This is a genomic window from Streptococcus gallinaceus (genome assembly GCF_024170225.1).
GTDB classification, from domain to species: domain Bacteria; phylum Bacillota; class Bacilli; order Lactobacillales; family Streptococcaceae; genus Streptococcus; species Streptococcus gallinaceus.
In genome coordinates this window covers 80166-98980 of record NZ_JALJXU010000005.1, presented here as the reverse complement: position 1 = coordinate 98980, position 18815 = coordinate 80166, and the positions used below count along the sequence as shown (strand labels likewise).

The 18815-nt window shown below is 43.3% G+C and carries 26 protein-coding genes; all 26 read right to left on the bottom strand.

Going from position 1 to position 18815, the window contains the following annotated elements; genetic code table 11:
- Nucleotides 1-57 precede the first annotated feature (57 nt).
- Complete coding sequence (locus J2T50_RS07255; RefSeq protein WP_253365220.1) at nt 58-420, bottom strand: PH domain-containing protein; 363 nt, start codon at nt 418-420, stop codon at nt 58-60.
- 47 nt (nt 421-467) lie between these two features.
- Nucleotides 468-1580, bottom strand: coding sequence for a nucleotidyltransferase (locus tag J2T50_RS07250; protein WP_253365219.1), 1113 nt, complete (start codon nt 1578-1580; stop codon nt 468-470).
- Nucleotides 1581-1671: 91 nt separating this feature from the next.
- Entirely contained in the window at nt 1672-2733 is a 1062-nt protein-coding gene (locus J2T50_RS07245; RefSeq protein ID WP_253365218.1) for a phosphatidylglycerol lysyltransferase domain-containing protein, read from the bottom strand.
- Nucleotides 2734-2752: 19 nt separating this feature from the next.
- On the bottom strand, nt 2753-3175 hold the full coding sequence (locus tag J2T50_RS07240; protein ID WP_253365216.1) for a hypothetical protein: 423 nt from the start codon (nt 3173-3175) through the stop codon (nt 2753-2755).
- Nucleotides 3172-4167 carry a lysylphosphatidylglycerol synthase domain-containing protein gene (locus tag J2T50_RS07235; RefSeq protein ID WP_253365214.1) on the bottom strand — a complete coding sequence of 332 codons (996 nt, stop codon included), beginning with the start codon at nt 4165-4167 and terminating at the stop codon, nt 3172-3174. The genes J2T50_RS07240 and J2T50_RS07235 overlap by 4 nt, the downstream gene beginning before the upstream one ends.
- A complete protein-coding gene (locus J2T50_RS07230; RefSeq protein ID WP_253365212.1) occupies nt 4164-4892 on the bottom strand; it encodes an alpha/beta fold hydrolase in 729 nt (242 codons plus the stop codon). Before J2T50_RS07230 ends, J2T50_RS07235 begins: the two co-directional genes overlap by 4 nt.
- A 154-nt stretch (nt 4893-5046) precedes the next feature.
- Nucleotides 5047-5787: a class I SAM-dependent DNA methyltransferase gene (locus J2T50_RS07225; protein WP_253365210.1), complete on the bottom strand. Its 741-nt coding sequence runs from the start codon at nt 5785-5787 to the stop codon at nt 5047-5049.
- Nucleotides 5774-6250, bottom strand: a complete 477-nt coding sequence (locus tag J2T50_RS07220; protein ID WP_253365208.1) for an HIT family protein — start codon at nt 6248-6250, stop codon at nt 5774-5776. Before J2T50_RS07220 ends, J2T50_RS07225 begins: the two co-directional genes overlap by 14 nt.
- A 51-nt stretch (nt 6251-6301) precedes the next feature.
- Nucleotides 6302-6655, bottom strand: a complete 354-nt coding sequence (rsfS, locus tag J2T50_RS07215; protein ID WP_253365206.1) for a ribosome silencing factor — start codon at nt 6653-6655, stop codon at nt 6302-6304.
- Nucleotides 6652-7167, bottom strand: a complete 516-nt coding sequence (locus tag J2T50_RS07210) for a cysteine hydrolase family protein (protein ID WP_253365204.1) — start codon at nt 7165-7167, stop codon at nt 6652-6654. Before J2T50_RS07210 ends, rsfS begins: the two co-directional genes overlap by 4 nt.
- A gap of 3 nt (nt 7168-7170) precedes the next feature.
- Nucleotides 7171-7761: a bis(5'-nucleosyl)-tetraphosphatase (symmetrical) YqeK gene (gene yqeK / locus J2T50_RS07205; protein WP_253365202.1), complete on the bottom strand. Its 591-nt coding sequence runs from the start codon at nt 7759-7761 to the stop codon at nt 7171-7173.
- On the bottom strand, nt 7758-8390 hold the full coding sequence (locus J2T50_RS07200; protein ID WP_253365200.1) for a nicotinate-nucleotide adenylyltransferase: 633 nt from the start codon (nt 8388-8390) through the stop codon (nt 7758-7760). The genes yqeK and J2T50_RS07200 overlap by 4 nt, the downstream gene beginning before the upstream one ends.
- 9 nt (nt 8391-8399) lie before the next feature.
- Complete coding sequence (gene yhbY / locus J2T50_RS07195) at nt 8400-8711, bottom strand: ribosome assembly RNA-binding protein YhbY (RefSeq protein ID WP_253365198.1); 312 nt, start codon at nt 8709-8711, stop codon at nt 8400-8402.
- A 17-nt stretch (nt 8712-8728) separates the two neighbouring features.
- Nucleotides 8729-9064 carry a DUF6054 family protein gene (locus J2T50_RS07190; RefSeq protein WP_253365196.1) on the bottom strand — a complete coding sequence of 112 codons (336 nt, stop codon included), beginning with the start codon at nt 9062-9064 and terminating at the stop codon, nt 8729-8731.
- Nucleotides 9065-9080: 16 nt separating this feature from the next.
- A complete protein-coding gene (gene yqeH, locus J2T50_RS07185) occupies nt 9081-10187 on the bottom strand; it encodes a ribosome biogenesis GTPase YqeH (RefSeq protein WP_253365194.1) in 1107 nt (368 codons plus the stop codon).
- On the bottom strand, nt 10188-10697 hold the full coding sequence (locus tag J2T50_RS07180; RefSeq protein ID WP_301282830.1) for a YqeG family HAD IIIA-type phosphatase: 510 nt from the start codon (nt 10695-10697) through the stop codon (nt 10188-10190).
- A gap of 117 nt (nt 10698-10814) precedes the next feature.
- Entirely contained in the window at nt 10815-11051 is a 237-nt protein-coding gene (locus J2T50_RS07175; protein ID WP_253365190.1) for a GlsB/YeaQ/YmgE family stress response membrane protein, read from the bottom strand.
- A gap of 161 nt (nt 11052-11212) precedes the next feature.
- Entirely contained in the window at nt 11213-11566 is a 354-nt protein-coding gene (locus J2T50_RS07170; protein ID WP_253365188.1) for a hypothetical protein, read from the bottom strand.
- A gap of 120 nt (nt 11567-11686) precedes the next feature.
- A complete protein-coding gene (gene rbfA / locus J2T50_RS07165; RefSeq protein ID WP_253365186.1) occupies nt 11687-12037 on the bottom strand; it encodes a 30S ribosome-binding factor RbfA in 351 nt (116 codons plus the stop codon).
- Nucleotides 12038-12122: 85 nt separating this feature from the next.
- A complete protein-coding gene (gene infB, locus J2T50_RS07160; RefSeq protein ID WP_253365184.1) occupies nt 12123-14912 on the bottom strand; it encodes a translation initiation factor IF-2 in 2790 nt (929 codons plus the stop codon).
- A 17-nt stretch (nt 14913-14929) separates the two neighbouring features.
- Nucleotides 14930-15268: a YlxQ-related RNA-binding protein gene (locus tag J2T50_RS07155; RefSeq protein WP_253365181.1), complete on the bottom strand. Its 339-nt coding sequence runs from the start codon at nt 15266-15268 to the stop codon at nt 14930-14932.
- Nucleotides 15225-15521, bottom strand: coding sequence for an RNase P modulator RnpM (gene rnpM / locus J2T50_RS07150; protein ID WP_253365179.1), 297 nt, complete (start codon nt 15519-15521; stop codon nt 15225-15227). The genes J2T50_RS07155 and rnpM overlap by 44 nt, the downstream gene beginning before the upstream one ends.
- Before the next feature lie 13 nt (nt 15522-15534).
- Entirely contained in the window at nt 15535-16680 is a 1146-nt protein-coding gene (gene nusA / locus J2T50_RS07145) for a transcription termination factor NusA (protein ID WP_253365177.1), read from the bottom strand.
- Between the two features lie 38 nt (nt 16681-16718).
- Complete coding sequence (gene rimP, locus J2T50_RS07140) at nt 16719-17189, bottom strand: ribosome maturation factor RimP (RefSeq protein WP_253365175.1); 471 nt, start codon at nt 17187-17189, stop codon at nt 16719-16721.
- Nucleotides 17190-17354: 165 nt separating this feature from the next.
- On the bottom strand, nt 17355-17993 hold the full coding sequence (gene trmB, locus J2T50_RS07135) for a tRNA (guanosine(46)-N7)-methyltransferase TrmB (protein ID WP_253365173.1): 639 nt from the start codon (nt 17991-17993) through the stop codon (nt 17355-17357).
- Nucleotides 17990-18784, bottom strand: a complete 795-nt coding sequence (ccrZ, locus tag J2T50_RS07130; protein WP_253365171.1) for a cell cycle regulator CcrZ — start codon at nt 18782-18784, stop codon at nt 17990-17992. The genes trmB and ccrZ overlap by 4 nt, the downstream gene beginning before the upstream one ends.
- Nucleotides 18785-18815 lie beyond the last annotated feature (31 nt).

Below are 18815 nucleotides of genomic sequence, written 5' to 3'. Positions count from 1 at the left end.
TCTCTATAGGAGTATAGCCTATCACGTAACGTGAGGGTCAAGGGGGAAGTTATCATTTTAATCCAGCAAAGCCTGTGCAATGAGCTTATCAAATCGACGAATATCCACGCCCTTTTTCAACTGAATCTTAATATGTCCAGCTCTTGTCCATAATTCTACTTCAGAATTAAAATCTAATAATCCTGCATTTTCAGATGACCACATATTGATTGATGAGTACGGAAGTGAGTAAATTTCCACCTTTTTACCAGTCAACCCTTGAGCGTCACGAACAATGAGGCGCTTAGTCGTAAAAATAGCACTGTCACGAATCGTTTTATAAGCAGCAACCGCATCTTCGCCAGGAAGCAAAAGATTAGTAACGTCATTAGGAATGGCACATTCTGAAACAAATGTCCATTGAAGAGCTTGAGTATCCATAAATATCTCCTTTATAGTAACTTAATATTATTTTACCATTTCTAAAACTATTTTAAAATATTAGTTATTAACTTTCCCCTCACCAGCACACGCCCCCATGTCTGCTCGGCTATTCTCTCATCTCCCAGTTGGTAGACAGCATCGGCTTGTTGGGTCAAGTCATCCCAAGGTTGAGCTCCTATTCGTGAGACGATTTCCATAGATTTTTTCACAGTTTTGAGGTGCTGACGCCCTCTTTCTGTAAATCCGAGGACTCGAACGGCTTCTGGGAGCGAGTTTTCCACAGCATTGACCAAAATATAAGTCAAAATCCGTCTCACACGCGCTTTCGTGTAGCGTTTGGTCGCCACTTTATCCACCAATTCCTCCACATTTTCCACATGGCGAATGTGGGATTTAATCCGATTTGCAACCTCTTCATTGACTTGGTAAATTTGCGTCAGATCAGCATTGGTGAGAATTTGGTATTTGAGGAGGGAAAAATAATTATCCCAAGACACTTGCGGACTCTCCAAAAACAGCTCTGCGCTAGGCATAAAACTCTGGACAAAGTCCCTATCCGCCTTATGCTGACGGATACTGGTCGCCGAAGCATACTCGACTTCTTTTTCCTTGGAATGATAACCAGCACCCTGCCGCTGAACGGGATTCAAGCGGATACCTTTTTGACTTGCTGCCTTGGTATAGGCAAGCCCCAAAATGTGATTTGGCGTATCGCCAGAAAATTGAATCCCCGTAAACTTCTCCCACATGGCCTGCGTTTTCTGTGGATAAGATAGGTGCTCGGGCTGATTTTCTAAAAAGACAGTCATCTCCTCAGCCTTTTCCACATAGATATCTCCAATGTGGTTGTAATCAAGGACCGACTCGGTACCAAAGGTTAAGTTGTCCACACCTAACGTTGCTAGAATGTCTATGGCTCCTTGGGCAAAATAATCCGCCGACTGCACCGCAACCAGAAAAGGGAGCTCGACCACGAGGTCGGCTCCATTTTCCAGCGCCATCTGGGCGCGCGTCCACTTATCAACAATAGCAGGCTCCCCCCGCTGCATAAAATTGCCCGACATGGCAACAATTTTGATCCCTTGAGCCTGCTTCAGCAAATACTTATGCCCATTGTGAAAGGGATTGAATTCGGCGATGATACCTGTGACTGTCATAGAGGTCCTTTCAGATTCGTTTGTATTATCTTCATTATAACATAGTTGAAAATGGCATGTTCTTACAAGGAAACACCCCTTTTCTCTCTATTCACTCCTTCTCCATCTCCACCTGACGGTTATCAATCTGGTAAATGCTCAGCATATTGATCACCAGCCACGAACGTTTGGGGTAGGCGACATATTTTGCTTGCCAGCTTGGATTAAACTTAGATTTGTAGGCACGTAGACCACTAAAGGAATAAAAACGATTGGTAAAGTTATAGATGAAAAAGGCGATTCGTTCTTGTAGGAAACTGCTCTCCAACTGTCCTACATTTGCTAGAGGGGCCATGCCGAGGTCAAAGGAATGCTTGCCTTGGGCTTGAAAATGAAGAAAGAGATTGACAAAGAGATAGTCCATCACCCCATCGGGTGCATTTTCCCTATCATATCGCATCAAATCAACACTGCCTACCTTGTCATGACGCCCCGGCATGGTATTAGCAAAAGCGACCAGCTCCTTATCCGCATTGGTCACTAGTGCAAGCGGAGCTTCTTGTAGATAATCTTCTGCAAAGAAACCAAGCGAGAAACCTTTTTCCTGACGTCTTTGCAACCAAGAATCGGATATATTTTTCAAGTCTGTCAGCATTTTATCATCAAAGAGCGGTTGGAGGACTTGAAAGGCATAGCCTTGTTTTTCCAATCGGTGGATGACTGCCCTGTATTTTCGTCCGTGTTTACCGTCGATATTGAATTGCACCAAATCCACCATAGCACGCTCACCAAACTTCATAAATTCATAGCCGTGTTCATGTAGGGTCAAGGTCGTTTCCTGTCCGACTTCATAGAAAAGCACTTCTAAGTTGGCCTCCTTGGCTTGTGCTAAACAGGCAACAATCGCCTGGTCTATAGCATCGGGATTTCCGATTGGCTCAGACATGACCACGATTTCGTTGCGCTCTTGGGCAAATTGGAAAACAACTTGGTCGCTGTCTTCTTCTTGGTACCAAAAGAATCGCTTATCCCTCAGAAAAGCCAGTCCACTATCCGTGTCACTGTCCCATTTTTCCAAAAATGAATGCAGCCGCTCAAGCTGAAACTCCTCTCCAAAAGGTTTGGTGTGTCCTTTCAGATACAGCAAGGAAAGAAACACAAGAAATGCAATCACCAAGACACCGGCCGCGTATTCACCCCAAAGACTGATATAATGTTCGGGACGAAAATGCCTTACGTGGTGTAAATGGGCAAAGGTGAACCGCGTTTGATTGCAATAAATGTACAATAAGTCCTAGATCCTTGGTTAAACTTTCTAGCGAATAGATAAATTGGCGGCGCGTCAGCAAGGGACGCATAATGAACAAAATCAGTAATGTCAAGATTAAAAAGAGACTCGTTATAAAAGAGGGAGTACCTAGATTGACATATAGCAACGAGATAAAAATCAAGGCCAAGCCATATGGAAACGCTCGTTTCATCCGTGCTTTAACAACTCTAGCCAGCAGGATAAACAGCACACCCAGGACAATACTTGAAAATTGCCAGACCAACTGTGCGCGCACAGGGTCAAATTGCCTAAAAATCCGTAAATTGGCAATATTTTCAGGAATCAAGGCTGATAGAATGAGAAAAAAACAAAGAGTCTTAGAAAGGCTAACTCAAGATTGGTCGTCAAGGCTGTGGAAATCGTTTTGGGTAATCCCAAAAACTTCTGATTAACACGACCACCGATATGTTTGATAAAAAAGCCAACTCCAACTAAAAATGGGAGGATATAGTAAGCAATCCGAAACAACAAAAGCCATGTGACTGCTTGCGAATGCCCTAGACCTGCAGATGTTAATCCAGAAATTAAGACAATATCAAATCCACTAATTCCACTCGGAATCATGGACATGAGTCCTACCACAACCGCGATGATGTAGATGGGAATCAAGTCATAAATCGGCAAGTGAAAACCAGCCAAATAGCCAATGCTGATAAAGGAAAGAAGAACTCCTGTCCAATCTAAAAAAGAGGCAAGCAACAGCTGGTGACGATAGGTTCTATTCAACTGCCCAAAGTAGGTCAGTGATTTTCGTGCCGAAATGAAATAGACGAAGGGCAGATAGAGCATCATCCCATGATTCCCTTGGGGAAGAAGTAAGCAGACCAATGAAATCCCTGAATAGATTGATAGACCACTCATGAAAAAGGGCATCACCTTGGAAATCTGCTGCGCTACAGACTCGTCACTCGCTTTCCCCTCTGAGTAAAAAGAATAACACAAGCCTATCTCCACCAGACCTGCAAAACCAGCCAGATTATTGATGGCATTTGTCGCAAAGCCCGTTTCAAAAATATAGGACTTACTGTAGTTGGTTTTCAACATTTTATTTAAGATGATGTCATACCAGACCATCGGACATACTGTTATAAAACCAATCACCAGTATCAATATAAGGTTGAACAGTGGGATGGTATCCAGTATCCTTTTAATGTCTGCGATAGAAATCGTCTTACTGAGTCGTGTCAACTCTACGATGACCAAGATAGATACAATTACAAAAAATACAGTTTTTAGCCGTGATTGGTAAGGTTGAAGTATATCTTTTATTTTTTTCACACGAGTTTCCTTTCCATTGCAGTGAGTAGTTCCAACACCAAGTCATTAAAGTCATCTGGGCATTGCCTTGCCGGATGATGACCGACATGGGGCAAGTTGATAAACCTTCCTCTAGGAAGCTGCTCGGCTAGTTCTTGTAACGTATCAGCCTTTACCATATCATTTTCTCCCATGAGTCCCCAGACCGGCATTGTCATTTTGTGGATGTCTAATGGTGTAAGGTCCAAGTCATCGTCCATCAGTTGGGCGACTTGATAGGCTCTTTTGAAGTTCGAAAACAGAAGTGATGCTAATTTCAAGCCCCACACTTCCAGCTTGATTCCGATTTGCGCCATCAACTTCAAGTCAGAAAATCGGCAATTTCCCGCATTAAACAAGATTCCCCCGACTCTAGCTGGGTAATACTTGGTATAGGTAAGGGCTAGATTGGCACCATCACTATGCCCGACCAACAGACAAGAGGAAATCGCCAAAAAAGACAAGAACTCCTCCACATCCTTGGCCATATGCTCAAAACTTAGTTGTCGACCATTATGACCAGACTTCCCATGAGCCCTACTATCTACCAAAATCAAGCGAAAACTCTGACTCAAGACCCTTTGGTTGGCAAAATAGTCTTTGGATAGGCTATTCCCATGCAAAAAAACGATGGGGAATCCCTGACCAAGATCATCATAGAAAATTTCTATCCCATCACTCGCATGAAAAATGTGGTTCTTTGCCATGACTGACCTCCTCATGACTGTCATTGATTGCACTCATTATAACATAAAAAGCCCATTTTTATGGGCTTTTATGGAGTTCTCTTCTGCTGCAGAGGATTTGTACAACATCACAAAATGATTATTTTTCAATAATCCTCTCCTTCATCGGCTCACTCTACTTCTGCGCTACGAAAAACCAGCGTGCGGAAGTTTTAGTCGGTTCCTTGTCTTCAAAGTCTGCGTAAAGTTTGAAAGACTTGAAACCAGCCTGCTCTAAAAGAATATCGTAGGTCAGCACATCATAAGTGCGCTCCACGTGCACTTCATCGTGTCGGCTAAAATTGCCATCTGCTTCTTGGATAAAAAAAGTCAGCTCGTGCACCACCGAATGCGGCGCCTCATCCTCATAGGTATCCCAAACCATAGCAAAGTCATCCGCATTTTCATGGTAAGAATACCCTGGAAAAACCTGATCCGTCTGATAGGTTGAATGCACATCAAAGATAAAAACACCGTCATCCTCAAGAGCGTCATAAACCTGCTTGAAGACATCTCCGACCTCCACCTCGTCCTGCATGTAGCAGATTGAGTCCGAGTAACAGGTCACAAAATTGTATTGACCAGCCTGCGAGAGATCCAACATATTCCCCTGAAGAAAGTCAATAGACTGCTTGGCAGAAGCTGCACGCTTCTCAGCAATTTTCAGCATATCGCTACTCAAGTCAAGCCCTGTCACATCAAATCCTGCCTGAGCAAAGCGCACTGACTGAATTCCCGTCCCACAAGCCAGTTCCAAGAGTTTCTTTTTGTCCGTTGCCTTTGGCAAATGGCGGAGCGAAAAGTCCGTCCACTGATCATACAAAGAATCATCCATCACCGCATCATAGACCGATGCAAAGGTTTCATAAGTTGCCATGATTTTTCTCCAATTTTTCTAATGCTTCCAAAAGTTGAGCTTTCATAAGGGTCAATTCATTTGCTGTTGGTTTCTTGGCCTCGTCATACATGAGTTCCATAGGATACCACCAAACTGGTCCTTTTCCTTGATTACCATAGTCTCCCAAGTCGCCTGCGCTCCTTGGAAACAAATGCCAATGAACATGCGCAGCCCCATTTCCAAGCAACTCACAATTCATCTTTTCTGCATCAAAAGCAAGTTTTACATCCTCAGCCACATCTGCCATCTCGGATAAAAATAAATTGCGCTCTTGTCTATCCAGTTGATCCAGCTCCGTCACATGACCTTCCCCTAGAAAAAGCGTATAGCCCTTAAAATACTGATGGTCTCCTAGGACAACATACCCCGTCTGCAATTCTTTGACAAAATAGGGATTTTGCCTCTTTTTTATCAGGTCAATTCTTTGGCAAATCAAACACATTGACTTAACTTCCTCCTAGATGAAAAAACCTGTCTAGCAACAAGGTATATTTTATGCTAAATACTCAGTCACATCCACACTCGGTGCGTCATGCCAGAGTTTTTCCAAGTTGTAGTGGTAGCGTTGGTCTTCTGAGAAGATATGAACTACGACATCATTCAGATCCAAAAGAACCCAACCGCTATTGCTATCACCTTCTACGTGGCTAGCACCGCCTCCAGCTTCTTTGACTTTCTCGCGGATATTATCTGCGATAGCCTCCAATTGGCGGCTGTTGGTACTACTTACAATGACAAAGTAATCTGTCACACTGGTCAATCCAGCCACATCCAAAGCCAAGATATCCTCGGCACGCTTTTCATCTGCAGCTTTTACAACTACTTCTAATAATTCTGTTTTGTTCATAAATTTCCTTTTAAAATTGTTTCTAAATCATCTACTTGGGCAAAACATTGGTCCCAAATAATCTCATGATAATCAATCAAGATGTCTGCAGCGATATCTGGGTCTGCAAAGGTCGTCGTTCCGTGTTCTACCACAGCCACCTCATAACCTAGTTCAAATGCTACTTTGACCGTCGCGTCAATGCAATAATTGGTTGACATCCCGATGAGAATAAGTCGCCCAACACCTTCTTGCTGCAGGTAGGCATGGAGACCTGTGTCCTTGAAGGCACTATTGTAGTGCTTGTCAAAAATTTTTTCCTGCTCGCTCGGCGCAACCAACCTCGAAATCTCCCACCCCTGTGTCTGGGGAATAAATTCCTCGTCGTTGTGGCGGACATAAATCACCTCTAGCCCTTTTTGACGGCAAGCGGCAATGGTTTCCTGCCACAAGGATACGCGCTCCTCAATGGCATAGGGCTCACTATCCACAAGCAAATTTTGAATATCAATTACCAATAAAACTGTTTTCATCGATTACTCCTTCAAACAACCCACATAGCTATTGTAAGTTTCAATAGTTTGAGGATGGATGGAAATGCCTTTTTTAGCTAAAAATGCAATGGTCTGCGCTGTTTCAAAGGCCACTGCCTTATCAAGACTGACACGCGCAATGGTACGCGCTTCCTCGACAACCGGAAAATCCCGATTAGGCTCAATGTAGTCTGCCACATAGAGCACCTTGTCAAGGAGAGTCATGTCTTCAGCGCCAACTGTATGGCACTGAATAGCCGTCAGAATTTCTTGGTCCTTAACGCCAAAATCCTCAGCAATCTTATAAGCCCCCACCACACCATGCCAGATGTTATTGCCCCAATTTTTCAAGTCGGCTTCCAAGTCATACTTGTCTATCAAGTCTAGAAAAACTTGGTCTTCTATCTCTTTGGCATAGTCATGCAGAAGGGCAGCTAGACTGGCCTTAACGGGGTCACAGCCATATTGGTCGGCTAATGCCAAGGCTGCTTTTTCTACGCCAAGCACGTGGGCAAACCGTTTCTCGGACATAGCGCCAGCAATTTTTTCCAAAAGCTCCTGACGCGTCAAGCTCACATACGAACTGTAGTTCATAGATAAAGTCCTTTTTCCTCGATGTAATCCAAGACCTCGTGCGGCAACATGAAGTTGGGTACGCGGCCCTTTTGGATAAACTCACGCACCATGCTGGACGAGATGTCCATAAGTGGCACATCCACCCAGATAACGGGATAAGAAGTCCCTGCCTTATAGCGTGGACGCTGAACCCCTACAAACTGGACAAGCTCCACTAACTCATCAATCTTATGCCACTTGGGCAGGTAATCCACCATGTCTCCACCGATAATGAAGTAATAGTCTGTATCTGGATGCTTCTCCGTCAACTCTTTCATGGTTTCATAGGTGTAGGAAATCCCACGACGCTCCAACTCAATGGTTTCAATGTCCAAGCCTTCGATTCCAGCAATGGCCATTTTAAGCATATTGAGCCGATGCAATTCGTCAATGGTTTCCTTTTTGTCCACATGTGGCGGCGTAAACTCGGGCATAAGATAAACCTTGTCCAAATTCAATTGCTGACGCACTTGGTCAGCCACCACCAGATGAGCATTGTGAACGGGATTAAAATTCCCACCCAAAATCCCAACTTGCTTACGCTTGGGCTTGCGCAATTCTGGCTCTAATTCAACTTTTGTAAAAGGGGTTACCAGTTCAATCGCCATAGGCTCTCCTTAAATCTCTCTCACTTTAACGGATAATTTTCGATTTTCTTTTTTAGCAGATACTTTGAAAAGGGTCAAGACACGACCAGTTTTTGCAACTGAGTCGACACCGATTTCTTCTTCCAAGATTTCTGCTACTTCGTGAATGTTTTCATCCGTATTTTGGAGCAACTTCACCTTAATCAACTCACGCGCATCCAGCGCGTTACGAATACTGGTTTTGATTTGGTCATTGAGACCATTTTTCCCAATCTGAACGATTGGCTTCATAGCGTGTGCTTGACTGTTGAGAAAAGCACGTTGTTTTGATGTTAATGTCATATTTTTTCCTTTTTCTGTTAGTGAAATCCAAATTCTTCTAAAATTTCTTTGCCCTTCTTGAGAAAATCCTTCTGACTTCCCCACGAAATATCAAGTATTCCTACTCCTGCCGCAGCAGCAGTAATGTCTGCTTGAACGCTTTTATCATCTGGACGTAAAAGAAGAATTGTCAGACAAGCGAAACTCTCTGTCCGAAAATAATACTTTTCAAAAATCAACTCCATCACTTCAACAGAGCCAAATCTTCGGTGAACAATGTTAACTGGGTCTGCAACCAGCTTTTCACAAAGGGCATCTTGAATCGCGGTAAATGAGACTTCTTGTGTCGTGACAAGTGTAGATTTTTCAGCCATAGCCAACTCCTTTAGCTTAGATGATAGCCTTTCGAAGAACGACGTCTACGCCTTTTGGTGCCCAGGCAGCGATTTTTGCTCTGCCATTGACACGAATCCAGCCTAGACCTGAGAAAACGACGTCCGTTTTTTCATTGATGGTAAATTCGTGGCGAACCAATTCCGGGAAATCTGGCAATTCCTTCTTCGAAGGAGGCGTCAGCAGACTTCCAGCATGTTTTTCATAAAATTCACTAGCTCCGGCGAGCTTGGTGCGGTGTAATTCCAAAGTATTTTCAAAGAAAGCTGTAAACCCTTGGCGTTCCCCCTCGACAAAGTCGAAACGCCCCAAACCAGCTAGAAAGAGTGTCTGCTCTGGATTAAGCTGATAGGTTTTTGGCTTGATTTCCTTTTTAGGGCTGATGTATTTCAGATTTTTAGCCGTCAGGTAATGCGCCATCTGGTGGCGGTGGATAATCCCCGGCGTATCAAAAATGTAGGAACCGTCATCAAGCGGAATCTCAATCTTATCCAAGGTTGTCCCTGGGAAGCGAGAAGTCGTGATGATATCCTTATCTCCAGTGATTTCTTGGATAATGGCATTAATAAGCGTTGACTTGCCGACATTGGTCACTCCGACCACGTAGACATCACGCCCCTTGCGGTGCTGTTCAATCTTCTTGATCAAGTCCTTAATGGCCTGCTTGTTTTGAGCCGAGGTGAGCACCACATCTACAGGACGTAAGCCGACTTCATGCGCCCGTTCTGTCAACCACTGGGTCACCTTTCCAGTCTTGACAGACTTGGGCAAGATATCTTGCTTATTGCCCACTAGGAGCACATCATTGCCTGACACAAAGCGTGGCAAGCCGGGGATGACAGAGCCGTTAAAGTCAAAAATATCAATGACATTAACCACCAAAGCCTGACTATCGCCTACCTCGTGGAGGAGCTTCATAAACTCATCATCCGAGATATTGACGTCTGAAATTTCATTGTAATGACGCAAGCGGAAACAACGTTGGCAATAGAGTTGCCCCGTCTCTAGGCCTTTTTCAAGTGCAGACTGCGGCGTATAACCTGCTACTTCCTTTTGACTGGTCTGAATGGCTGCCCCGCAGCCGATACAAAATAATTCTTCCACTTAGATTTCCTTTTTATACTGAATTGGACCATACTTGGCAATGATTTTCTTGAGCATGCGGCGTTCGCGCCAGCGATTAAATTGAGTGACCCATGCATCTGATACGACCAAGGGTTTGACCAAAATCGAGCGAATACCTGCTCGCTTAGCTGCACGAATGTCTGTCATCAGCTGGTCTCCTACCATGACAACCTCATTTTTTTGGACACCAAATCGTTTCAAAGCCCGATCAATCCCCAAGGTAAATGGCTTCATGGCACGCGACTCAAAGTCAATTCCAAACTTATCCACCGCTTTTTTCACACGTTCATGGTTGTTATTTGAAACAACCACCACACGGATACCCGCAGCGCTTAATTCCTGCAACCACTGACGCATCTCTGGAGTCCCGTCAGGATTATTCCAAGCAATCAAGGTATTATCTAAATCGACAAAAACAGCTTTAATTCCTTCTCTATTGAGACTTTCCACCGTCAAATCATAAACCTTTTCCAAGGCAAAATCCGGCATATATTGTTTTACGGTCACAGGTTACTCCTCTTTTTGCTAATCAGTTTATTTTATCATAAATCCCTTAAAATAGCCATTAAATGCGAAAACACTGGGCTTTACACCAGCGCTCATTACTTATTTTTTCCCAAGAAAGAAGGACACCACTGCAATGACGATAACCGCTCCAGCGATGGAGGGAATCAAGGCCATTCCCACCAAACTAGGACCCCAATATCCAAATAAAGACTGCCCCACAGACGAGCCAATCAATCCAGCCACGATATTGGCTAGACAGCCCATAGACTTATCTTTGCCCGTAATCCCACCAGCCATCGCACCAATCAAAGCACCCACAATTAAAGACCAAATCATCTCTTCACCTCATTTTCTTTTTTATCAGTGTACACTAGATTGCGTAAAAAGTACAAAGAAAACACCGGAAAGACCGGTGTTCTCAGGAGATATATGAAAAAGAATAAATAAAGTATACTCACCTTTCCTTAATCTTCCCTTAAAATAAAATGTATCCCCTCTTACCAAACAGGTGCCAAAAAAGAATCCAAGCAGAGAGTTTCTGTACATTCAATAGAATGGCTCAACTGTTTTTTCAAGTGATTGAAAAGGTGGTGTTTTTGGTCTGCCAACAAATAAATCCCCGCCTCTCCTAGCTGAAGGTCGACAAAACCTTGAACAGTCCCTTCATGACGAATCAAATAAATCGCTTCTTGCACCAAATCAGCTAGCAACAATTCTTGCAGGTGCTGAATTTGATTTAGTTGCGACTGAAAACCTTCTCTTGTGACCTTTTTCGCTAAAAACGCTTGTGCAAGTTGGTTGAATTTTTCCCAATTCCTTGCATCAATTTTTTCTAAATGAAGATGCTGCATATGAAATCTCCTAAATATATATGTTAGGGCTATTCTAACTTATTTTTATTGTATTAGCAAGTATTTTATTGAAAAATATACAAAAAAACGCATGAAATTGCTTTCAAGCGTTTTACAGATTTATTCCTTATCAAGGTTACGTAGCATCTCATCAATCTTATTACCGTACTCGATTGACTCATCTTTTGCAAATACCAAATCTGGAATTTTATACATTTTCAGATTTTTACCAAGTTCACGTTTAATCGTACCCGTAGCTTTTTCCAAGCCAATCTGTGCTTTCTGATTGTCAGAAGCCAAGGTCGAGTGAATGGTATAATAAACGCGGGCTGCAGATAGGTCTCCTAGCATTTGAACATCTGTGATTGTCACATCTTGCACGCGCGGGTCACGGACTTTCAAACGGAGAATCTCATTGACTTCGCGCTTGATTTCCATTCCAACGCGGTCAACACGAAATGAATTTCCCATCTTCTTCTCCTTTCTCTATCTTAGAAATGCTGAGTTTCCTCAGCTTTATGTTTGTTAATTGTATAGCAACCGAAGTTAGATTTTCTTACTTCTTGATTTCTTCCATGACGTAAGCTTCAATGGTATCATCCACTTTCAAGTCGTTGAAGTTGTCAATCATCAAACCACCCTCTTGGGCATTTCCGACTTCCTTAACATCATCCTTATAGTGTTTCAAACTTGCCAATTTGCCATCAGCAATAACCACACCGTCACGGATAACACGGACGCTTGAATCACGAGTGACTTTACCGTTAATAACCATAAATCCACCGATTGTCCCGATTTTAGAAACTTTAAATGTTTCACGGATAATCGCTTCACCGATGATTTTTTCTTGGTACTCAGGATCAAGCATACCCTTCATAGCGTCTTCCACTTCTTCAATCACTTTATAGATGATGCTATGGAGACGAATTTCAACTTCTTCGTTTTCAGCTTGTTGGCGAGCGATCGGTGTTGGACGAACGTTGAAACCAATGACAACTGCATTTGAAGCGGCAGCCAAGGTCACGTCTGATTCGTTAATGGCACCAACTGCAGAGTGAACGACATTGACGCGAACGCCTTCTACATCAATCTTCAAGAGTGATGCTGCAAGGGCTTCTACAGAACCTTGAACGTCTGCCTTGATGATGACATTAACCGTCTTGACTTCACCAGCTTTGAGGGTGTCAAAGAGATTTTCAAGAGAGACACGTTGCGTCGCTTGACGTTGTTTCAAGAGGGCACGTTTTGCACGTTCTTCACCGGCTGCACGAGCTGATTTTTCATCTTCGTAGACCGCAAAATGGTCACCCGCCATAGGTGCTTCGTTCAAACCAGTAATCGAAACAGGAGTTGACGGACCCGCTACTTTAACACGACGACCGAGATCATTTGCCATGGCACGAACACGTCCAAATGTATTTCCGACAACGATTGGGTCTTGAACATTCAAGGTACCTTGTTGAACAAGAAGAGTTGCAACTGCACCTTTCCCTTTATCCAAGTGAGCCTCGATAACTGTACCGATTGCACGAACGGTTGGGTCTGCTTTCAATTCTTGCATTTCTGCAACGAGAAGAACCGTTTCCAACAATTCATCGATGTTTTTGTTGAATTTAGCCGAAATTTCGACAAACTCAGAATCACCACCCCAGGCAGTTGAGATAACACCGTGTTCTGCCAATTCACCGATGACACGCTCAGGATTTGCTCCTGGTTTATCGATTTTATTAATAGCAACGATGATTGGAACACCAGCTGCTTTTGAGTGGTTGATGGCTTCAATGGTCTGAGGCATAACACCGTCATCAGCCGCTACAATCAAGATGGTAATATCTGTGACAGATGCTCCACGCGCACGCATAGATGTGAAGGCAGCGTGTCCTGGTGTGTCCAAGAAAGTGATTTTCTTGCCATCAGCTTCGATTTGGTAGGCACCGATATGCTGAGTGATACCACCCGCCTCGCCTGTTGCGACACGAGAATTACGAAGAGTATCCAAAAGGGTTGTCTTACCATGGTCAACGTGTCCCATGATGGTCACAACTGGTGGACGTTCTGTCAATTCGTCTTCATTGAGGTAGCCATCTTCTACGAAGAAACGTTCAATATCCGCATTATCCACTTCAACTTTTTCCTTGGCTTCAATACCATAATCCACCATAAGGAGTTCAATGGTATCCCCGTCCAAGGATTGGTTTTGAGTCGCCATGACACCCATCATAAAGAGTTTCTTCACGATTTCTGCTGGCTCGCGCTTGATACGTTTCGCGATTTCTGCAACCGTCATACCTGACGTGTATTCAAATTCTGTCGGCAATTCATGGAACTTACGTTCTGTGACTGGTTTCACAACTTGTTTGTTATTGCCTTTTTTGTTTTTCTTATTGTTGTTCCAGTTACTATTTCTTTGATTTCTCACTTGATTTTGATTATTTCGATTCTTTTGTTGTTTTCTTGGACCATCTTCAACATCACTTGCAAAGTCACGTTTTTTATTTGGTCGTGCTTGTTTCTTACGACGGGTGTCAGCTGCTGGTTCCGCTACAGGAGCAGAAGTTACTGCTGGAGCCACTTTAGATTTTACAACTTCTTCTGGCTCTTCAAACTTAATTTCTTTCGGTTTGATTTGTTTTTGCTTCTTCGCTTCTTGTGCTTGACGGAAACGTTCTTCGCTACCGCGAGCGTATTCCGCATTTTGTTCTGCTTTCAGCGCAGCTGCACGCGCTTTGAAATCAATCTTGGTACTTGGTGCTGAACTTGAGGCTGGTTGGCGGTTTTGATTAAAGTTTCCTTGATTACGTCCTTGATCTGAACGATTATCACGACGGCGATCGTTGAAACGATTGTCTTGGCGACGCTCGTTGTTTCGACCTGAGCCTTGATCATTGCGACGTTCTTGATTGCGATGATCGCGACGGTCGTTCTGATTACGGTCTTTATTGCGATTATTCTGTTGACGGTTATTACCTTGACCTTGAGCACGTTTTGCAGCTTGTTCTTTTGCACGCGCTTCACGCTCGGCTTTAAAGTTACGACTCTGCGGACGTTGAACAGCAGGTTTAGCTGGCTCAGCGCTTGGTGTCACTGGTGTGGTCGCCTTTTCTACTGGCTTGCTTTCTACCTTTTTCTCTACAGGAGCTGGCTTTTCTGCCGGTTTTGACTCCACTTTTTTTTCTACTTTTGGACTTGTTACTGAGAAGCTAGCTGCAATTTTTTGAGCTGCGTCTGCTTCGACTGATGACGCATGGCTCTTGACATCAAAGCCTAATTCCTGTGCCTTGGCGACAACTTCCTTACTAGTTCGCCCAATTTCACGAGCGATTTCATTCAATCTCTTCTTAGACAATCTCTTGTCCTCCTCTTCTATTCCATAATAGACCTCATCTTCTTCGTAAATCCAGCATCCGTAACAGCTAGAACTTTTCTAGCTTTGCCTAATGCTGCGCTTATTTCTAGCGTTGAAAAGGTGGTGTTGACTTCTACTTGATAAGTCTTGCTTTTGTCTGTAATTTTCTTTTGCAAATTAGCTGCTGCATCGTTTGCCAGAAAGACTAGTTTTGCCTGTTTTTTCTGGATGCTTTCAACGACCAAATCTTCTCCCGAAGTGATCCGACCTGCCCGCTGAGCCAATCCTAATAAGCTTAAGATTTTATCTTTTTTATTCGAGTCCAAGCTCTCTCCTCTTGACCTTGTGGTCAACATAGGCAATCAATTCATCATAAAATGCTGCATCGACCTCCATGCTGAAGGCACGGTTAAAGACTTGTTTTTTCTTAGCTTGAAGTGCTTCATCATTGTCCAATTTAATATAGGCACCACGTCCATTGGCTTTACCAGTTGGATCGATTGAAACCTGTCCTTCTTTATTTTTAACAATGCGAAGTAAATCACGTTTATCAATGATTTCTCCAGAAACAACTGATTTTCGTAAAGGTATTTTTCTAGCTTTTGCCATCTTTACCTCCAAATTAATCTTGATCTTCGATGATTGTTTCTTCTACTTCTTCAGCTTCTCCGTAGAGTTCTGCTTCTGTTGCTTCGTACTCGGAAGCTGACTTGATGTCGATACGGAAACCTGTCAAATGTGCTGCCAAGCGTACGTTTTGACCACGGCGGCCGATCGCAAGAGACAATTTGTTGTCAGGAACAACGACTGTTGCGTGCTTGCCATCTTCTGTGTCAAATAGCACTTGGTCCACTTCTGCAGGTGCAATCGCGTTGTAGATGAATTCCGCTGGATCTTCTACCCACTCGATGACATCGATATTTTCTTCTGTTGGCACCATGCGGTCCAATTTTGCATCATAGCGTGCTGGATGGAACTTGCTGGTGATTTTCTTGACATTGCTTCCACCACGTCCAACGATTGTACCGATGGCATCAACGTTTGGATTGTGGCTACGAACTGCAACTTTTGTCCGATCTCCAGCTTCACGTGAGACGCTCATGATTTCAACTGTGCCGTCAAACACTTCTGGAATTTCTTGTTCCATCAGACGTTTGATCATTTCAGGATGGCTACGGCTAACAAAAACATTGACACCGCGTCCATTATCTTCAACCTTGTAAACATAGACTTCAATACGGTCATGTGATTGGAAGATTTCTCCTGGAATTTGGTCTTGTTTTGACAACTGTGCTTCCAAAGTTCCCAAGTTAACATAGATAAAACGATTGTCAAAGCGTTCTACCGTACCAGTCATGATTTCACCTTCATGCTCTTTGTAAGTGTTGAAAGTGATGGTACGTGTTTGCTTGCGCATTTTTTCCATAATGGTTTGCTTAGCTGATTGAGCAGCCACACGACCAAATTCACCTGGTGCTTCTTCAAACTTAATTTTATCCCCAAGTTCGTAAGCTGATGAAATAGCCAAAGCATCTTTCAAGCTGATTTCCAAACGGCTGTCAAAGACTTCATCCACCACTTCGCGAACAGTATAAACACGAAAATCACCTTTTTTCTCATCGTATTCGATAGCTGCTGACTCAGACTGACCATAGCGGCGTTTGTAAGCAGAACGAAGAGATTCTGTCACTGCATCGATGATGTCCTCTTTTTTAATACCCTTGTCTTCCTCCAAAATACGGAAGGCTTCTAGCATTTCTTTACTCATGTTTCTTTCCTTTTGACATTCAAAAGGTCCTTTCTTTCTTAAATTTTTACAGCAAGACGGGCCTTAGCCACTGTCTGATAGGGAATGATGATTTCCTTTTTGCGGGTCTTATCCATGTATTCCATGACAAGTTCCTCTCCGTCAAAGCTCAGCAAGTTCCCTTCAAAAACCTTGGTTTTATCAATAGCTTGATACAACTTGACATGAATGTAACTTCCCACAGCTTTTTCTAGGGCCTCCTTGGTTTTCAAAGGACGCTCTAAGCCCGGGCTTGTCACTTCTAGCATATATTGTTCAGGGAAAGGATCTGGCTTAATACTGTCTAGGAGCGGACTAATGACTTCCGACAACTCAGCAGTATCATTGAGGGTGATTCCCCCTTCCTTGTCTACAAAAATCGATAAAACATAGTCGCTGCCAAGTTTGCCATACTCCACATCAACCAACTCATATGGTGCCTGGATAGCTGGCGCTACCACTTCTGTCACCAATTCAACAATTGTTGCCATTCATACCTCCTTGCAAAATCTGAGAACAAGTCAAAGGGTTGGCACACGACCAACCCCTTTCTTCTCTATTTTTACTTAGTATAGCATATTTTCCGCTTTATGTCTAGAAATATGCAGTATTCAAGCAAATTAGCAAAAAGAGCTCGATTGCTCGAACTCATTTTCTTAATTAAAAATTGCTTCTACCCGATAAATGACCTGTCCCTTACTTGAAAATTTAGCTTCGTACTCAGTCATGACATTTCCTTCAAAATTGCTAGCGTGCAAATCTAGCCACACTTGCTTGAGGGTCATGCCGTATTGTGAGAAACTAGCCAAGCTGTACTCAAACAAGCCACGGTTATCCGTCTTGAAATGAATTTCTCCATGTTCAGGCAAGATTTGCTTGTAGGTATCCAAGAAGGATTTGTAAGTCAAGCGGCGTTTTTCATGCTTGGTTTTTGGCCATGGATCTGAGAAGTTCAGATACATCATGTCAACCTCGGCATCCGCAAAATAGTTTGTCAGACTTGAACCATCTACACGAAGCAACTTGACATTGGTGGCGCCACTGTCGAGAACCTTATCCAGTGCATAGCTGAGGACTGAAAGCTGGATATCAATCCCGATATAGTTGATATCTGGATTTTGCACGGCCATACCAGTGATAAATGCTCCCTTACCAGAACCTACTTCGATGTGAATAGGATTGTCGTTTCCAAACACTTCATACCATTTTCCTTTGGCATCTTCTGGATTGAGGATGACGTATTGGGGGTGATGTTCGAGGTGCTCTTCTGCACCTTTTCTTTTTCTCACTCTCATAATTCTTTGTAAAATGTCTCCCTAAATTGACGAAGAGCGTAAATTTCTCTATTCGCCGCTTCTAAATTGTAACTCTCTGCGTATTTTGTGATTTGATTGAGGTAACTCATTTGACCATACCAATAAACCTTACGCAAGACGGTTTTATTATACTTGTAGCCGTAATCTTTGAGCCATTCTTCCCATGACATACGAGGGATATAGTGCGTCAATACATAGGCCACATCCAGCATTCGGTCTGTCAAACAGGCTGTTTCCCAGTCGGTCAAATAAACGAGCCCGCTCGTTGTTTCAATCCAGTTTTTGTGGTGCAAGTCTCCGTGGACAAATGTCGCTACTTCTTGTTGGAAGTTTGGTAAATGCGCCAACAAATCTGCACAAACAGACTGTAAATAAGTGTTTTGTTGCAAGCGATTTGGAGCATCATTTTGCCATTTTTTCACCAAATCACGTGGCTCTTGATAGCTATAATTCAACTGCAGAGCTTGATTAAGCAAGATACGTGAAAAATGCATGCGCACCAAGATTTGGCGGACTTGTTTGCTAGTCATGTCCACACGCTCTAAGGTATGCCCATTTAGCCATTCTTGCTCTACGCGTTGCCCCTTTCCTACTTCCCTATTGATAGAAATAACTGGTGGCGTAATTTGCTCCCGTGCCAAGGCTGACACGATTGGAGGCATTTCGTACTTGACAAAGACAGGCGTACCATCTGATCTTAGGCCTTTAAAAGCTTTTCCACTGTTACCTGCAATTGATTGTAATTGTAGGCCTCTATTTTCAAACTGCATGCCTGACTCCTTTCTAAAATTCCTTACTATT

Excerpts from the sequence above, each read along its gene's own strand:
- J2T50_RS07255 (WP_253365220.1), bottom strand. The coding sequence starts at position 420 with ATGGATACTCAAGCTCTTCAATGGACATTTGTTTCAGAATGTGCCATT.
- J2T50_RS07250 (WP_253365219.1), bottom strand. The coding sequence starts at position 1,580 with ATGACAGTCACAGGTATCATCGCCGAATTCAATCCCTTTCACAATGGG.
- J2T50_RS07230 (WP_253365212.1), bottom strand. The coding sequence starts at position 4,892 with ATGGCAAAGAACCACATTTTTCATGCGAGTGATGGGATAGAAATTTTC.
- J2T50_RS07225 (WP_253365210.1), bottom strand. The coding sequence starts at position 5,787 with ATGGCAACTTATGAAACCTTTGCATCGGTCTATGATGCGGTGATGGAT.
- J2T50_RS07220 (WP_253365208.1), bottom strand. The coding sequence starts at position 6,250 with ATGTGTTTGATTTGCCAAAGAATTGACCTGATAAAAAAGAGGCAAAAT.
- rsfS (WP_253365206.1), bottom strand. The coding sequence starts at position 6,655 with ATGAACAAAACAGAATTATTAGAAGTAGTTGTAAAAGCTGCAGATGAA.
- J2T50_RS07210 (WP_253365204.1), bottom strand. The coding sequence starts at position 7,167 with ATGAAAACAGTTTTATTGGTAATTGATATTCAAAATTTGCTTGTGGAT.
- yqeK (WP_253365202.1), bottom strand. The coding sequence starts at position 7,761 with ATGAACTACAGTTCGTATGTGAGCTTGACGCGTCAGGAGCTTTTGGAA.
- J2T50_RS07200 (WP_253365200.1), bottom strand. The coding sequence starts at position 8,390 with ATGGCGATTGAACTGGTAACCCCTTTTACAAAAGTTGAATTAGAGCCA.
- yhbY (WP_253365198.1), bottom strand. The coding sequence starts at position 8,711 with ATGACATTAACATCAAAACAACGTGCTTTTCTCAACAGTCAAGCACAC.
- J2T50_RS07190 (WP_253365196.1), bottom strand. The coding sequence starts at position 9,064 with ATGGCTGAAAAATCTACACTTGTCACGACACAAGAAGTCTCATTTACC.
- J2T50_RS07180 (WP_301282830.1), bottom strand. The coding sequence starts at position 10,697 with ATGCCGGATTTTGCCTTGGAAAAGGTTTATGATTTGACGGTGGAAAGT.
- J2T50_RS07175 (WP_253365190.1), bottom strand. The coding sequence starts at position 11,051 with ATGATTTGGTCTTTAATTGTGGGTGCTTTGATTGGTGCGATGGCTGGT.
- J2T50_RS07170 (WP_253365188.1), bottom strand. The coding sequence starts at position 11,566 with ATGCAGCATCTTCATTTAGAAAAAATTGATGCAAGGAATTGGGAAAAA.
- rbfA (WP_253365186.1), bottom strand. The coding sequence starts at position 12,037 with ATGGGAAATTCATTTCGTGTTGACCGCGTTGGAATGGAAATCAAGCGC.
- J2T50_RS07155 (WP_253365181.1), bottom strand. The coding sequence starts at position 15,268 with ATGTTGACCACAAGGTCAAGAGGAGAGAGCTTGGACTCGAATAAAAAA.
- rnpM (WP_253365179.1), bottom strand. The coding sequence starts at position 15,521 with ATGGCAAAAGCTAGAAAAATACCTTTACGAAAATCAGTTGTTTCTGGA.
- nusA (WP_253365177.1), bottom strand. The coding sequence starts at position 16,680 with ATGAGTAAAGAAATGCTAGAAGCCTTCCGTATTTTGGAGGAAGACAAG.
- rimP (WP_253365175.1), bottom strand. The coding sequence starts at position 17,189 with ATGGCAACAATTGTTGAATTGGTGACAGAAGTGGTAGCGCCAGCTATC.
- trmB (WP_253365173.1), bottom strand. The coding sequence starts at position 17,993 with ATGAGAGTGAGAAAAAGAAAAGGTGCAGAAGAGCACCTCGAACATCAC.
- ccrZ (WP_253365171.1), bottom strand. The coding sequence starts at position 18,784 with ATGCAGTTTGAAAATAGAGGCCTACAATTACAATCAATTGCAGGTAAC.